The sequence below is a fragment of the Mesorhizobium sp. B1-1-5 genome, assembly GCF_006443065.1.
Lineage (GTDB): Bacteria > Pseudomonadota > Alphaproteobacteria > Rhizobiales > Rhizobiaceae > Mesorhizobium.
In genome coordinates this window covers 41,224-54,163 of the sequence record NZ_VFWS01000026.1, presented here as the reverse complement: position 1 = coordinate 54,163, position 12,940 = coordinate 41,224, and the positions used below count along the sequence as shown (strand labels likewise).

The 12,940-nt window shown below is 62.4% G+C and carries 16 protein-coding genes; 9 read left to right on the top strand and 7 right to left on the bottom strand.

Going from position 1 to position 12,940, the window contains the following annotated elements:
- Window positions 1-157 precede the first annotated feature (157 nt).
- The 3 genes from FJ980_RS11915 to FJ980_RS11905 all read left to right on the top strand — a co-directional run bounded on the left by FJ980_RS11915 (window position 158) and on the right by FJ980_RS11905 (window position 2,094).
- A complete protein-coding gene (locus FJ980_RS11915) occupies window positions 158-613 on the top strand; it encodes a GFA family protein (protein ID WP_140543073.1) in 456 nt (151 codons plus the stop codon).
- Window positions 614-955: 342 nt separating this feature from the next.
- A complete protein-coding gene (locus tag FJ980_RS11910; protein ID WP_140543072.1) occupies window positions 956-1,615 on the top strand; it encodes an outer membrane protein in 660 nt (219 codons plus the stop codon).
- Window positions 1,616-1,938: 323 nt separating this feature from the next.
- Window positions 1,939-2,094, top strand: a complete 156-nt coding sequence (locus tag FJ980_RS11905) for a DUF1127 domain-containing protein (protein ID WP_095768360.1) — start codon at window positions 1,939-1,941, stop codon at window positions 2,092-2,094.
- Between the two features lie 57 nt (window positions 2,095-2,151).
- On the opposite strand, the gene FJ980_RS11900 is transcribed toward FJ980_RS11905, so the two are convergent.
- Together FJ980_RS11900 and FJ980_RS11895 are read right to left on the bottom strand one after the other, a co-directional pair.
- Window positions 2,152-2,892 (bottom strand): sulfotransferase family protein, encoded by a 741-nt coding sequence (locus tag FJ980_RS11900; protein ID WP_140543071.1) that lies wholly within the window; start codon window positions 2,890-2,892, stop codon window positions 2,152-2,154.
- Between the two features lie 171 nt (window positions 2,893-3,063).
- Window positions 3,064-3,339: a hypothetical protein gene (locus FJ980_RS11895; protein WP_140543070.1), complete on the bottom strand. Its 276-nt coding sequence runs from the start codon at window positions 3,337-3,339 to the stop codon at window positions 3,064-3,066.
- 269 nt (window positions 3,340-3,608) lie between these two features.
- Here FJ980_RS11895 and FJ980_RS11890 point away from each other — a divergent pair, with 269 nt between their 5' ends.
- Both FJ980_RS11890 and FJ980_RS11885 read left to right on the top strand, forming a co-directional pair.
- Complete coding sequence (locus FJ980_RS11890; protein WP_181181175.1) at window positions 3,609-4,778, top strand: PLP-dependent aminotransferase family protein; 1,170 nt, start codon at window positions 3,609-3,611, stop codon at window positions 4,776-4,778.
- A gap of 276 nt (window positions 4,779-5,054) precedes the next feature.
- On the top strand, window positions 5,055-5,600 hold the full coding sequence (locus tag FJ980_RS11885) for a YbhB/YbcL family Raf kinase inhibitor-like protein (protein WP_140543068.1): 546 nt from the start codon (window positions 5,055-5,057) through the stop codon (window positions 5,598-5,600).
- Between the two features lie 209 nt (window positions 5,601-5,809).
- Here the strand turns inward: FJ980_RS11885 and yghU are convergent, their stop codons facing one another.
- Complete coding sequence (gene yghU / locus FJ980_RS11880) at window positions 5,810-6,679, bottom strand: glutathione-dependent disulfide-bond oxidoreductase (RefSeq protein WP_140543067.1); 870 nt, start codon at window positions 6,677-6,679, stop codon at window positions 5,810-5,812.
- A 202-nt stretch (window positions 6,680-6,881) separates the two neighbouring features.
- On the opposite strand from yghU, the gene FJ980_RS11875 reads away from it, so the two are divergent.
- Window positions 6,882-7,784 carry a S1C family serine protease gene (locus FJ980_RS11875; protein ID WP_140543066.1) on the top strand — a complete coding sequence of 301 codons (903 nt, stop codon included), beginning with the start codon at window positions 6,882-6,884 and terminating at the stop codon, window positions 7,782-7,784.
- A gap of 13 nt (window positions 7,785-7,797) precedes the next feature.
- Window positions 7,798-8,739 carry a LysR family transcriptional regulator gene (locus FJ980_RS11870; protein ID WP_140543065.1) on the top strand — a complete coding sequence of 314 codons (942 nt, stop codon included), beginning with the start codon at window positions 7,798-7,800 and terminating at the stop codon, window positions 8,737-8,739.
- Here the strand turns inward: FJ980_RS11870 and FJ980_RS11865 are convergent.
- From FJ980_RS11865 to FJ980_RS11855, 3 genes are all read right to left on the bottom strand, one after another.
- Window positions 8,690-9,418, bottom strand: coding sequence for an SDR family oxidoreductase (locus tag FJ980_RS11865; protein WP_140543064.1), 729 nt, complete (start codon window positions 9,416-9,418; stop codon window positions 8,690-8,692). The two genes, FJ980_RS11870 and FJ980_RS11865, sit on opposite strands and share 50 nt — an antisense overlap.
- Window positions 9,419-9,538: 120 nt before the next feature.
- Window positions 9,539-9,973, bottom strand: coding sequence for a type II toxin-antitoxin system HicB family antitoxin (locus tag FJ980_RS11860; protein ID WP_140543063.1), 435 nt, complete (start codon window positions 9,971-9,973; stop codon window positions 9,539-9,541).
- A gap of 12 nt (window positions 9,974-9,985) precedes the next feature.
- On the bottom strand, window positions 9,986-10,174 hold the full coding sequence (locus tag FJ980_RS11855; protein ID WP_140543062.1) for a type II toxin-antitoxin system HicA family toxin: 189 nt from the start codon (window positions 10,172-10,174) through the stop codon (window positions 9,986-9,988).
- A 216-nt stretch (window positions 10,175-10,390) separates the two neighbouring features.
- Here FJ980_RS11855 and FJ980_RS11850 point away from each other — a divergent pair, with 216 nt between their 5' ends.
- Window positions 10,391-10,987: a YdeI/OmpD-associated family protein gene (locus FJ980_RS11850; protein ID WP_140543061.1), complete on the top strand. Its 597-nt coding sequence runs from the start codon at window positions 10,391-10,393 to the stop codon at window positions 10,985-10,987.
- A 156-nt stretch (window positions 10,988-11,143) separates the two neighbouring features.
- On the opposite strand, the gene FJ980_RS11845 is transcribed toward FJ980_RS11850, so the two are convergent.
- Window positions 11,144-11,440: a hypothetical protein gene (locus FJ980_RS11845; RefSeq protein WP_140543060.1), complete on the bottom strand. Its 297-nt coding sequence runs from the start codon at window positions 11,438-11,440 to the stop codon at window positions 11,144-11,146.
- Window positions 11,441-11,840: 400 nt separating this feature from the next.
- Here FJ980_RS11845 and FJ980_RS11835 point away from each other — a divergent pair, with 400 nt between their 5' ends.
- Window positions 11,841-12,899 carry a nucleotidyltransferase domain-containing protein gene (locus FJ980_RS11835; protein ID WP_140543059.1) on the top strand — a complete coding sequence of 353 codons (1,059 nt, stop codon included), beginning with the start codon at window positions 11,841-11,843 and terminating at the stop codon, window positions 12,897-12,899.
- Window positions 12,900-12,940: the final 41 nt, after the last annotated feature.

Below are 12,940 nucleotides of genomic sequence, written 5' to 3'. Positions count from 1 at the left end.
CCGTCTCGGCGCTACGCGCCGATCCACCGCCCCGCCCTTCGCAGGCTCAGGGCGTTCGAAACACCAAAAGCCAAGCAATTGGCTTTTCGTCCGCTGCGCGGACCGCTTCTCACCCCACAGGGGGAGAAGGGAGAACCCCCAACCCCAGGAGCCGATCTTGCCCACCCTCACTCTTCCCGCCGAAGGAGGCTGCCGCTGCGGCCGCGTGCGCCTGAAAATCTCGGCAAAGCCGCTGCTCACCATGGCCTGCCATTGCACGGGTTGCCAGTCGATGTCGTCCAGCGCCTATTCGCTGAGCGCGACGATTCCCTCGGAAGGTTTCGAGGTGACAAAGGGCGAGCCGGTGGTCGGCGGTCTGCACGGCGCATCGAAACATTATTTCTGCGGCTACTGCATGACCTGGATGTTCACGCGGCCGGAAGGGATCGATTGGTTCGTCAACCTGCGCCCGACCATGCTCGACGACCATGCCTGGTTCGCGCCCTTCATCGAAACCTGGACCAGTGAGAAATTGCCCTGGGCGGCGACTTCGGCCGTGCACAGCTACGCGACGTTGCCCGCCTTCGAGGAATATGAGCCGCTGGTCGCCGAATACGCCGGCAGCCAAGGCTGAATAAAAGCGAGGCCGGTCGAAAAAGCGACCCCAGGCGCGGTCGCCATTGGCGTTTCCGGTCATGGTCGACGCGGCCGTTGGGGGCGCATTGTTGGGGATGTGCTTGGGCGTCCGCGTCGACCACGGCGGCCTCATACCGCAGATTTCAGCATGGCACATTTGCCGCCCGCTGAAACTTCCGCGAAAACGGTATATGGCGGCGAAACCTGATTGAATCAGGGATGTCTAATTTGTTGCCGGATTACAACTCGCGCCGTTCAAAAAGGCCTTTGCCGAAGCTTTGATACGCTGAGTAATCCGCATTGTGGTACCGATTTGTGGTCGATCGGTGCGGAGACTCTCATGAAACTGGCCCTGCTTTGCTCGGTTGCATTTTTGGCAGCCTCTTCCCCGGTGCTGGCGGCCGACCTTGTTCAGCCTGTCGCGGCCATGCCTTTTTCATGGACTGGATTCTATGCCGGCGGCCAGATAGGCGGCGGCTGGAATGACAGCCACTGGTCGGGCGATTTCGTTCCTTTCAACACCAATGGCTCCGGCGGTATTTTCGGCGGCCAGATCGGCTACAACTACCAGATCGACCAGTACGTCATCGGCATTGAAGGCGACCTTGCAGGCTCGACCGTGAAGGGCGACAACCAATGTTCGACAGCTCCTGGTACGACCTGTGAGACCAAGCAGGACTATCTGGCCTCGGTGCGCGGACGTCTCGGATACGCGTTCGACCGCTTCCTGATCTATGGTGACGCCGGCATCGCATTCACCAAGTATAAAATCGCCGAGGTTGACGTTTTTCCGCAGTCGTTTGGCGGCGGCTCACGTGTCGGCTGGACTGCTGGTCTCGGCGCCGAATACGCTTTCACCGACCATTGGACCGCGGGCGTCGAGTGGAATTATTATGACTTCGGCACCAAAACCGGCGAAAGCGACCAGCTGCCGGGCTTCTTCGTCGATAACCGGAACACGGAAAACGTCGTCGTCGGCAAGATCAACTACAAATTCTAGGGCGATTCCCGAAGAGCGCGTGGCGGCTTTCGAAAGCCAGGCTTCCGCTTGACCGAGTAAAGCGCGGGCCGTTCAACGGATGCGAATCAACGCGCAAGGCAACGGGCGTAAGCGTTTGACATTGCAGGCCATGCAGGCTCGCGTCCTGAGTAGCGCCACATGGCCGACCCCCTAAATTAGTTTGCATGCATATGTTTCAAGCCGTTCCGGCTTCGTGAAGCATTTCACCGTTCGCGCGCAATCCACCGGTTACAGACGCATCGCAAAAGCGACGCCGGGAAGAGGCGGCACCGGTCTTCCGCCGCTGATTTAGGAGGTTTTTCATGTTCAAAAGTCTCAACCGAATCCGCGCCGCCTTCGCGCAGGCCAGCAAGCGCCGCCGCACGGCGCGCGAGCTTAACGAGCTGCCGACGGAGATTCAGAAGGACATCGGCTGGCCTGACAGGACCGAGCCTGACGAGATCCGTTTGCCGTTCTAATCGCGCGGCCGCCGGAGCCGGAGCGCCGCGGCCCTGGCAGGCCGATCCGGGTGGCCGCTACGCCAGCCACCGCCAAAGGGCGCCGATGGCCAGCGCGATCAGGACCGCTACGCCGGCAAGCATCAGATAAGATCCCACGATCATCCCGTTGATGATCTTCTTGATGCTGGCGCGGTCATTGAGATTGGGGAAGGGTTCGTTGGGCAGCGCGACGCCGAGGAAATCGCAGAGCGGCGCCCAGCCGTCGCTGACCTTGAAGACAAGCAGCTTCTCAGGCGGCACCGCCCCCTTCACCTCGTCGATATAGGAATTGTAGCGCGCCACCGCTTTGTCGCGGTCGTTCATCACGCCCTTCAGCGTTCGGCCCCAGACCAGCTTGCGCGACATGTCGCCGAACTTGCGGCCGAACGGCGTCAGCCATTCCAGCACCCTGAACTGCCAGACATTCTCGGTGAAGTAGATCGTGTCTATGGTGCTGTCGTACCAGGCCTCGGCGCCGCGCGGATGCAGCGTCAGAAGCACCTTGGCTTCCGGATAGGCGGCCATTAGCTCGCGCCACACGCAGCAGCCCGGATTGTCGACGGTCGCCCGATAATTGGCGAAGACCCGGCTCCAATCCTGCTGCGCACCGGGCGGGCTGTTCGCCACCTTGCACCAGAAGTCGAGATGGTCCTTGTTGGCCTTGTTGATGATGACTTCCTGCATGTGGTAGCTCGGAAAGCCGAGCCTGTTCAGCGCGGCGAAAGTCGACCACGTGCCGGTGCGGCCGAAGCCGGCCCCGATGACCTCGAGCGTCATTGCCCCTCCCGTTCCGGACCGATGTTCTTCTTCTTGACGGTCCGCGCCCATGAGGTTGCATCCGCTTGCGCTTCGAGGCAACGGGTTTCTATTCGCGGTCGCTTAAATGTTCTTGAGTTTGAGGCGGATGGCGGTCCACCTCAGGATCCGCCATCCTGCGTCGAAACTCGGTCAGGCGTGGCCCGCCAGCGCGTTCAGCTTGGCGCAGAATTCGGCATGCGGCTTGCTCATGGCCGCGTCCTGGCATTCCTTCATCATCGCCGCTTGGTGCTTCTTCGACATCTTGGCCCAAGCCTTCTTCATATCGGCATCCGACTTCATCGTCTTCATCGTCTTGTCGGTGAAGAACGGAGCCATCATCTTCGGCTCGTCGAGGATGCCGGCGAATGCCGTGCCGGCGATGACCGACGCGGCCAATAGGCTTAGAAATGCGATCTTCGTTTTCATGGCCTGTACCTCCCATCGTTGTTGCCCCACAGTTGGGGCACGTCATAAGTATCACCAACAGCGATTTATTTAGATGTCGCTGATATTTCCTGGCGGTCACGTTTCGGTGAATGCATGGTGCTTATTGGCCTGCGCGCGCTTCGAGCCTGGGCTATTCAACTCGGTGAAAAAGCCTGATAATAGGTCAGCTAGGTTGACCTAAGTAGAATACGCCCCGCGGGAGGTGCGCCTTGACCCTGTTGAACCTTCTGGCCTCGCGTTCCTCGCGCATGAAGGCTTCGGAAATCCGCGAGCTGTTGAAGCTGCTCGACCAGCCCGACATCATCTCCTTCGCCGGCGGCATTCCCGACCCGTCGCTGTTTCCGGCCGAAGCCATCGGCGATGCCTACCAGGCCGTGCTGGGCGGCAAGGAGGCGGGCGCCGCGCTGCAGTACCAGGTCAGCGAGGGTTTCCTGCCGCTGCGCAAATGGCTGGCCGCCCATATGGGCAAGCTTGGCGTTCGATGCGACGAGGGCAACATCTTCATCACCTCCGGCTCGCAGCAGGCGCTCGACTATCTCGGCAAGCTCTTTTTGTCCCCCGGCGACACTGCGCTGGTGACATGGCCGACCTATCTCGGCGCGCTGCAGGCTTTCAACGCCTATGAGCCGCGCTACGACCGGCTGAACACCGCCGGCGGCAACATGACGCCCGAGGCTTATCGCGCGGCAGCGGCGGCCAATGGCGGCAAGGTGAAGTTCGCCTATCTGGTGCCGGATTTCGCCAATCCGACCGGCAATACGCTGGATACCAAGCAGCGCGAGGCGGTGCTCGACCTTGCCGGCGAGCTCGACATCGCCGTCATCGAGGATGCCGCCTACCGCGCGCTGCGCTATGACGGCGAGGGCGAACCGCCGATCCTTGCGCTCGATTGCGCCCGCTCCGGCGGCATCGATCATGCACGCACGCTCTATTGCGGGTCGTTCTCGAAGATCCTGTCGCCGGGCATGCGCGTCGGCTGGGTCTGCGCGCCGCGCCATGTGGTGGAGAAGCTGGTGCTGATGAAGCAGGCGTCCGACCTGCACAGCCCCTCGATCAACCAGATGGTCATGCACCGCGTCGCCGAAACCATCTTCGACGCCCAGGTGGAAAAACTGATCGATGCCTACCGAAAGCGCCGCGATGCGCTGCTTTCCGCGCTGGAAGCCGACATGCCCGCCGGCATTTCCTGGAGCCGTCCGGACGGCGGCATGTTCGTTTGGCTGACGCTGCCGGAAGGCACGGATGCCACCGAGCTGCTGGCGCGCTCGATCAAGGAGGCGCGCGTCGCCTTCGTGCCGGGCAACGCCTTCTACGCCGACGGCACCGGCCGCAACACGCTGCGCATGTCATTCACGCTTGCCGACGGCCGCGCGGTGAACGAAGGCGTGCCGAGACTGGCAAAGCTGCTGCGGGGCTGACCCTCAAGGGGAGATCAGCAGCCGGCCGTCCACTCGCGCAGGCGTGATTGGTCGTGTGCAGGCGTGATTGTCCGCGCGCCCGATTCCTCGGCTAGTGTCGCGACCGATCCAACCCCCTGGATCGACCCGGCCGTGGGGTCCCACCTCTATGGCCCGAACGAAAGCCCCGACGGCCTCCACCGGCGGGGCTTTCTCATTGTCTCGGCAAGCGGCCGCGCTAGCTTGCCCTTTTTCGGGCCGCTTTTCGGCTACGCTGCGTCATTCAGGGAGGATCAGATGACCTTGCGCCTCGGCTTCACCATGCTTGCCCTTGTGGCCTTCGCCAGTCAGGCGGCGGCCTTCGAGATGTCCAGCCCGTCGGTATCGAACGGCAAATGGGATGCAAAATATCTCGGCGACAAGCCCGGCTGTGGCGGACAGAGCGTCTCGATCGCGCTTGCCTGGAAGGACCCGCCGGCCGGAACGAAAAGCTACGCGCTGACCATGTTCGACACCGATGCCAATGGCGGCAAGGGCTTCTGGCACTGGCTGGCCTGGAACATCCCGGCGAACGCCAAGGGTCTGCGCGAGGGCGCCGGCGCGCAAAGTGGCCAGCGCATGCCCAAGGGCTCCGTGCAGGGCAAAGGCGGCGTCGGCCGCGCCGGCTATTTCGGCCCGTGCCCGCCGCCCGGCAGCGGCGACCATCACTATGTCTTTACGCTCTATGCGCTGGGTGAAAAGACATTGCGCATACCGGCCAACCCCTTGCCGGAGATGATCTCGGTCGCCGCCAAGAGCTCCGCGCTCGGCCAAGCGACCGTGACGTATACCTTTGGGAGGTAGTGGGGAGCTCGCGACAGCCAATCTCCCCCCTTGTGGGGGAGATGCCCGGTAGGGCAGAGGGGGGCGCTGTCCCGCCAACCTTTCCAGCTAAAATCAGCTAAATCCGATCGCCGACTGTGCTCGGCCGATGCAAAACACCGGAGGCCGCGATCCTTCGCGCCCCCCTCTGGTCTGCCGGCCATCTCCCCCACGAGGGGGGGATTAGCAGTTCACTCCGCCGCTTGCAGCTTATCCTGCGTCCTGGTTTCGAAGTCGCTGGCGTCATGGCGCTCGCGCAGCTGGAAGGCCGGATCGCCGGACATGCGGTTGACCATGCGGCCGCGGCTTACCGCCGGCCGCGCGTCGATCGCGTCGGCCCAGCGCTGCACGTTCTTGTATTCATGCACCGACAGGAACTCCGCGGCGTTGTTGTAGCTGCGGCCCTTGGCGAGCCCGCCATACCAGGGCCAGACCGCAATGTCGGCGATCGTGTAATCGGGGCCCGCGAGATATTCGCTCTCCGCCAGCCGGCGGTCGAGCACATCCATCTGCCGCTTGGTCTCCATGGCGAAGCGGTCGATGGCATATTCGATCTTTTCGGGCGCATAGGCATAGAAATGGCCGAAGCCGCCGCCGAGATAAGGCGCCGAGCCCATCTGCCAGAACAGCCATGAGAAGGTTTCCGCGCGCGCCGCGCGTTCGGTCGGCAGGAACGCGCCGAACTTTTCGGCGAGATAGGTCAGGATCGAGCCGGATTCGAACACGCGCACCGGCTTCGGCTCGCTATGGTCCATCAGCGCCGGGATCTTCGAATTCGGATTGACCTCGACGAAGCCCGAGCCGAACTGGTCGCCGTCGCCGATCTTGATCAGCCAGGCATCGTATTCCGCACCCTTGTGGCCGAGCGCCAGAAGCTCCTCCAGCATGATCGTTACTTTCTGGCCATTGGGCGTGGCCAGCGAGTAGAGCTGCAGAGGGTGCTTGCCGACCGGCAGTTTCTTGTCATGCGTGGGGCCTGCGATCGGCCGGTTTATCGAGGCGAACTCACCGCCATTCGGCTTGTTCCAGGTCCAGACTTTCGGCGGGACGTATTGGTTCATGTTGAAGGCCTTGCGTTTCGTGAAGGGCGGGCATCTGCCACGGATGCCGATAGACTTAGGTGCGGTTCCGCGCGCGTCAAAGAAAAAAGTTCAATCTTCGTTGAACTAGCGCTTATGCCAGCTTGAGCGAGGGGAATCCGCCCTTGCACGGCGCTCCTTCGGCCATACTTATAGGCAGAGACCCGCAATGCAGGATGGATCGATGACCATCGAGAAAATTTCGCGCTCCGTCGTTGCCGTGCGCGCCACGGTTCCGGACGACGCCTTCACCGCCAATGCGCTGGGCACGCGCCGCGAGGGGAGCGGCGTGGTGATCCGCGACAATGGGCTGGTGCTCACCATCGGCTATCTGATCACCGAGGCCGAGGAAGTGTGGCTGACCGACCAGGATGGCCGTGTGGTGGCGGCGCATGCGCTGGCTTACGACCAGGAGACCGGCTTCGGCCTCGTGCAGGCGCTGTCGCCGCTCGGCCTGCCGGCGGTCCAGCTCGGCAATGCCAGGAAAGCCAAGATCGGCGATGCCGTGACGCTCGCCGACGGCATCGGCCAGCAGGTCGACGCCCATATCGTGACCAAGCAGGAATTCGCCGGCTATTGGGAATATCTGATCGACGAGGCGATCTTCACGGCGCCCGCGCATCCGTCCTGGGGCGGGGCCGCGCTGTTCGACCGCGCCGGCAAGCTGCTGGGCGTCGGCTCGCTGCGCCTGCAGATGAGCCGCGCCGGCGAGGTGGCCGACATCAACATGGTCGTGCCTATCGATCTTCTGACGCCGATCCTCGACGATCTGATCAAGCGCGGCCAGGCGGCGAAGGCGCCGCGTCCGTGGCTCGGCGCCTTCTCGGCCGAGTCGAACGGCATGGTGGTGGTGATGAGCGTCGCCGAAGGCGGCCCGGCCGCACAGGCGGGCCTGCGCCAGGGCGACATCATCTCCGATGTGCGCGACGGCGAAGTCGATGGTCTGGCCGATTTCTACAGAAAACTCTGGCAGAATCCGGCCGGCGCTGAAATTCCGCTGCGCGTCGTGCGCGACGGCCGCGAAACCTGGCTGCGCATCAAATCCGCCGACCGCAATTCCTTCCTGAAGAAGCCACAGCTGCAGTAGGCTTGGAGCGCCGATGCATCCCAGGCTGCTGAAGACCTTTCTCGCGGTCGCGCGTACCCGCAACGTCACGCGCGCAGCGCGAGAGGTCAATCTCGCGCAGTCGAGCGTCAGCGACCAGATCCAGGCGCTGGAAACCGAGCTTGGCGCCAGCCTCTTCACCCGCTCGCGACAGGGGCTCACCCTGACGCCGGCGGGCGAGGCGCTGAAACCTTATGCCGAGGAGCTGCTGGCGCTCGCCGACGACGCGCGGGCCGCCATTGATGCCACCAGCGCCGAGGCGGCCGGCGGCCTGTCGATCGGCGCGCTGGAGACGATCGCCGCGGCAAGGCTGGCGCCATGGCTTGCTGGTTTTCGCGCCGATCATCCCGGCATCGACATCAAGCTCCGGATCGCCGGCAGCGGCGAGTTGCTGCGCCGGCTGGGCGACGGTGAGATCGACGTCGTTTTCTGCTTCGAGCAATCCAATGCCGGTGAGCCGGACCCGCGCCTTGCCAGACGCGTCGTGGCGGCCGAGCCGCTGGCGCTGATCGCGCCGCCCGGCGACAACCGGGCGGATGTCGATCTGGCGGCGCTGGCCGAGAAGCAGTTCGTTGCCACCGAGACCGGCTGCGTCTACCGCGCCATGGTCGATAAGGCGTTCGCCGAGGCCGGCCTCGGTAATCCCAGCCTCGCCGCGGAAGCCGGCAGCATCGACGCCATCGCCGGGCTGGTGGCGGCAGGCGCCGGCTTTGGCCTCGTGCCGCGGCTGGCGGTCGCCGCCGCGATCGGTCGCGGCGAGGTGTCCGAGCTTGCCTGGCCTGGGCCGGTCCGCTCGGCGGACGTGGTGATGATCTGGCGGCGGCGCCGCGTCCAGCCGCCAGCGCTTAACGCACTGCTCACCGCCGTAGGGGAGGGCTTCCCCTTGGTCACACCAGGCGGTGCCCGCCCTCGACATGCAGCGTCTCTCCCGTCGTAAAGCCGTTGCCGATCAGGAAGCGGATTGCGTCGGCGATGTCCTCCGGCTTTCCGACCCGACCCACCGGCAGTCGTTTCGCCATCGCCGCAAGCGTGTCGTCCTTTTTGTCGCCGGCGACGAACTCCCAGATCGGCGTGTCGACCCAGCCAGGCGAGACGGCGTTGACCCGGATCGGCGCCAGTTCGACGGCCAAAGCCCGCACCAGCCCTTCCAAGGCGGCGTTTACGGCGGCGACGACCGAGCCGCGCGCCGCCGGCCGGTGGGCGGCAATGCCCGAGACGAAAGTGAGCGAGCCGGCTGACGGCAGCTTCAGCGCGCCGTGCTTGGCGAGTAAAAGCGGCCCGTAGAACTTGCTTTCCACCACCTTTTGCGCGGCTGAAAGCTCGATCTCGGGCAACAGCCGGTAGGCGCCCTCGATGTCGGCCGCCGTGCTGACGATATGGTCGACCCTGCCGACGCGCTGAAACAGTGCGGCGACCTCATCCTCGCGGCTGATATCGACCACGGCTGTTTCGAGCGTGCCCGGCTGGCCGAGCTCTTCCCACGCCGCGCCCAGCTTCGCTTCGCCTCGCCCGGCGATGATGACGTGCGCACCTTCCTCGAGGCAGCGCCTGGCGAGCGCCAGCCCCATCCCCGAGCTGCCGCCGACGATCAGGATTTTTTGCTTCTCCATGTCCATGCCTTTCCTTTGCATGGACACTGATGTGGCAAAGCACGGCGTGGAACGGAAACGGAAGAAACCGATAGTGGTATCGGAGCCTCCGATGGAGGTCGGCGGCCGCCACCTTCGTTGCGAAAGTCAGGCGGCCTTGTGGAACTCCATGTCGAAGCGCAGCGGGTGGCCGAGCGCCTTGAATGCCTCCTCGAGCGAATCGAGCCGCGAGTTGTGGTCGAGCCGGAACAACCGATCGACATGCTCGCGCTGGCATTTCAACTCACGCATCAGATCCGCCCGGCTCCAGCCCTTTTCCCTAAGGGCCATGTATAGGGCCGACTTCAGGAAAACGAGCGCCGGAACCTCCACGAACCATCCCTTGCCCTTGGTTTCCTTGAGCGGAAAAGGGATATCATCCCCGTGCGCAATCCGGGCGGCGATGGCCTCCTCGATTGCATTGCGCCCATTGCGGCAAGCTTCTTCATCGGTGGCGCCGTAGGACGCGACTTCGTCGAACTGAGGTGCCGTAACCAACCAGGTATCGTTGTCGTCGGGCGTGAGGGCGAGTTCATACCACATACACTATCTCCTCTATTTCAGGCCCAAATCCTTCTTGATCTTCTCGACCAAACGCGTTCCAAGCTCCTTGCCGCCACCATGCATTGGCAACTGGGAAACTTTGTCCTCATAACGGACAGTCAGATGACCGCTCCCACCGCGGTGGGTTTCAAAGGTGCATCCCTGCTTGGCGAGCCAGCGCCGGAATTCGTTTGCGTTCATAAAGGATAGCGTACTCCACATATCTGTAGAAGTCAACAGAAGTGTGGAGTTTACCAGGTTATTGAAAACAAGGGAGTTTTCGGCCGGTGCTTCAAGTCGCGAACGCGAATCCCTCGGATCAAGCCGTATAGCGCCTGCTGACAGGAACTGGCACCAGCCGTCGCTACAACCGTCGCGGAATCGTCCGTATTGGCGTGATGAAATGACGAGGTGATAATGGCCCCCATCAAGGTCGATCCGGACAAGGTGCACGAATTCCCGGATGCCGAAAGCTTCCATGCCTGGCTTGCCGACAACCACGCCCGCGAAAGCGAAGTCTGGATAAAGATCCACAAGGTAGGTTCTGGTCTTGCCTCGATCACGCCGAAGGAGGCGATCGACGTCGTGCTTTGCTTCGGCTGGATCGACGCGGTGCGCAAGTCGCTCGACGAGAAAAGTTTCCTGCAGCGCTACACGCCGCGCGGCAGGAAGAGCATCTGGAGCAAGATCAACATCGACAATGTCGCGCGCCTGATCGAGGCGGGGCGCATGACGAAGCATGGCCTCGATCAGGTCGAGGCGGCCAAGGTCGACGGTCGCTGGGGCCGCGCCTATGGCGGATCGAAGGAGATGGCCATCCCGCCCGACCTGCAGGCTGCGATCGATGCCGAGCCGAAGGCGAAAGCGATGCTGGGCAAGCTTTCGGCACAGAACCGCTTCGCGCTCGCCTTCCGCGTCCACAACATGAGGACCGAGGCCGGCCGCAAGAAGAAGATCGCTGATCTGGTGGCGATGTTGAAGCGCGGCGAGACCATCCACCCGCAGAAGAAGTAAGGCATGATCCCGAAATGGTCGCCGGTTTGCCCGACTAGGTCTGCAAGCAAAAACGCCGCCCGGGAGGGGGGGCGGCGTTTTCGGGAAGCGATGATCCTGAACCCTTGGCAAGCGGTCTCGGATCATCCGGTCATGAAGGTCGCAACGCGTCAGGCCTCATGCGGCCTTCTTTGCAACATGCTTCTCCACATGGTGCTTGCGCACGTGGTGCTTCTTCACGTGATGATGCTTGCGAGCATGATGACGGTGATGCTTCCTGAGCTTCTTGTGCGGGCCATTGGCGCCAGCCTTCGCCGTCTCGGAAGCGGCCGGGGCGGCCGTGGTCGCGGCAGGAGCAGTGGTGCTCGTCGCCGGAGCGGTGGTCGTCGTGGTGGTGGTCTGGGCGTTGGCGGCGGGCACCGCGAAAGCGAGGGCGACGGCGAGGCCGAGTGCGGAAAGAAAGGTCTTTTTCATAATCGGCATTCCTTGGGTTCGGATCAATGTCTGTTGTCGCGCGCCGGAGTGGTCGGCTGCTGCGGGTACCGTTATGACACCAGTTTTTTTCGCGAGTTTTTCCCGACTGTTGAATCTTGTTTCCGGATTGTGTCTGGCGCCGCCGGCATCGTCTGGGCCGCGACCTTGCGCGACGACGGTCCGACCGACGGCTTTTTTCGTGACTGCAAAAGGCTGCCTTGGTGAGAAAGGACAATCGCGAAAGTCGTTTCATGGGAAACGATTTAAGCTATTGTTTTCAAGCATTTTTCCACTATCATGGCGGAATTCGAGAGTGATGGTGGAAAATGGTAAGCAAGACATTGTTATTTAACGATTTTCCACTATTAATTTAGAAATGGCTCGGTAGAGTGGAAAACGGATGCTTAGGGAGCTGACAAATGAACAGCGCCGCCAACTCATAGATACCCAGCAGGTCTATGAGAGCTGGCTCGGCGCCAACGAAGAGCACCAAAGGCGCTTCCGGGGCAGCATGCGCTGGGTTGAGCGGAACGGCGCCGAATACCTGCTGCGCAAGATCGGCCAAGCCGAAAGCTCGCTAGGTCCCAGAAGCGAGGATACGGAAAGATCATTTTCGGCTTTCTCCGAGGCCAGGGAACGGAACAAGGACCTGCTGGCCGGCCTGTCAGATCGCTTGAACAGCCTTGCCAAGATCAATGTCGCAATTGGCTTGGGGCGAGTGCCGGCTATAGCTGCCCGGATATTGCGACGCTGCGCCGAAACGAACCTCCTTGGACGACAGTTGGTTGTCGTCGGCACGAATGCCCTGTTCGCCTACGAGGCTTTGGCGGGTGTGCAGATCGCGAGCGGCCTCACGGCAACCGGAGACATCGATCTGCTCTTTGACTCGCGCCGCCGGATCAGCTTCGTGACCGGCGAGAAGATAACACAATCCGGGTTGATCGGTGTATTGCGCAAAGTGGACCGGTCCTTCAAGCCACTCCAGCCCAGAGCCTTCAGGGCGACAAACCGGGATGGTTATCTTGTCGATCTCATTAGACCGCAAACGAGAAATGTCCTCAAGGACAATGCCCCGACGTCGATAACGCCGCTTGCCGATGATCTCGACGGTGCCCCGATGGACGGATTGCAATGGCTCATCAATGCGCCCAAGACCGAGGCAATCGCCATCGATGAGCGCGGCTATCCCGTAAAGATACCGACTGTCGACCCCAGGATATTTGCGCTTCACAAGGCATGGCTCGCGAGGCGGCCCGACCGGTCCGCGGTCAAGGCCACCCGCGATCGCGAGCAGGCTGAGGTGGCTGCGGCGATTTCTCACAACTACCTGAAGCTTCCACTTGACCGCGACTATCTCAAGGCTTTTCCCGCTCCTCTTAGAGAAGCTGCGATCCGCACGCTCCTGCCGGTAAAATCGCTTGGGCTTTCCGAGGATTCTGCAATAGAGCCTGATTGGTAGCCGCCCAGGCCGCCTGGCAATCCTCCATGCTACGAAAATAG

Excerpts from the sequence above, each read along its gene's own strand:
- FJ980_RS11910 (WP_140543072.1), top strand. The coding sequence starts at position 956 with ATGAAACTGGCCCTGCTTTGCTCGGTTGCATTTTTGGCAGCCTCTTCC.
- FJ980_RS11905 (WP_095768360.1), top strand. The coding sequence starts at position 1,939 with ATGTTCAAAAGTCTCAACCGAATCCGCGCCGCCTTCGCGCAGGCCAGC.
- FJ980_RS11900 (WP_140543071.1), bottom strand. The coding sequence starts at position 2,892 with ATGACGCTCGAGGTCATCGGGGCCGGCTTCGGCCGCACCGGCACGTGG.
- FJ980_RS11895 (WP_140543070.1), bottom strand. The coding sequence starts at position 3,339 with ATGAAAACGAAGATCGCATTTCTAAGCCTATTGGCCGCGTCGGTCATC.
- FJ980_RS11890 (WP_181181175.1), top strand. The coding sequence starts at position 3,609 with ATGAAGGCTTCGGAAATCCGCGAGCTGTTGAAGCTGCTCGACCAGCCC.
- FJ980_RS11885 (WP_140543068.1), top strand. The coding sequence starts at position 5,055 with ATGACCTTGCGCCTCGGCTTCACCATGCTTGCCCTTGTGGCCTTCGCC.
- yghU (WP_140543067.1), bottom strand. The coding sequence starts at position 6,679 with ATGAACCAATACGTCCCGCCGAAAGTCTGGACCTGGAACAAGCCGAAT.
- FJ980_RS11875 (WP_140543066.1), top strand. The coding sequence starts at position 6,882 with ATGACCATCGAGAAAATTTCGCGCTCCGTCGTTGCCGTGCGCGCCACG.
- FJ980_RS11870 (WP_140543065.1), top strand. The coding sequence starts at position 7,798 with ATGCATCCCAGGCTGCTGAAGACCTTTCTCGCGGTCGCGCGTACCCGC.
- FJ980_RS11865 (WP_140543064.1), bottom strand. The coding sequence starts at position 9,418 with ATGGACATGGAGAAGCAAAAAATCCTGATCGTCGGCGGCAGCTCGGGG.
- FJ980_RS11860 (WP_140543063.1), bottom strand. The coding sequence starts at position 9,973 with ATGTGGTATGAACTCGCCCTCACGCCCGACGACAACGATACCTGGTTG.
- FJ980_RS11855 (WP_140543062.1), bottom strand. The coding sequence starts at position 10,174 with ATGAACGCAAACGAATTCCGGCGCTGGCTCGCCAAGCAGGGATGCACC.
- FJ980_RS11850 (WP_140543061.1), top strand. The coding sequence starts at position 10,391 with ATGGCCCCCATCAAGGTCGATCCGGACAAGGTGCACGAATTCCCGGAT.
- FJ980_RS11845 (WP_140543060.1), bottom strand. The coding sequence starts at position 11,440 with ATGAAAAAGACCTTTCTTTCCGCACTCGGCCTCGCCGTCGCCCTCGCT.
- FJ980_RS11835 (WP_140543059.1), top strand. The coding sequence starts at position 11,841 with ATGCTTAGGGAGCTGACAAATGAACAGCGCCGCCAACTCATAGATACC.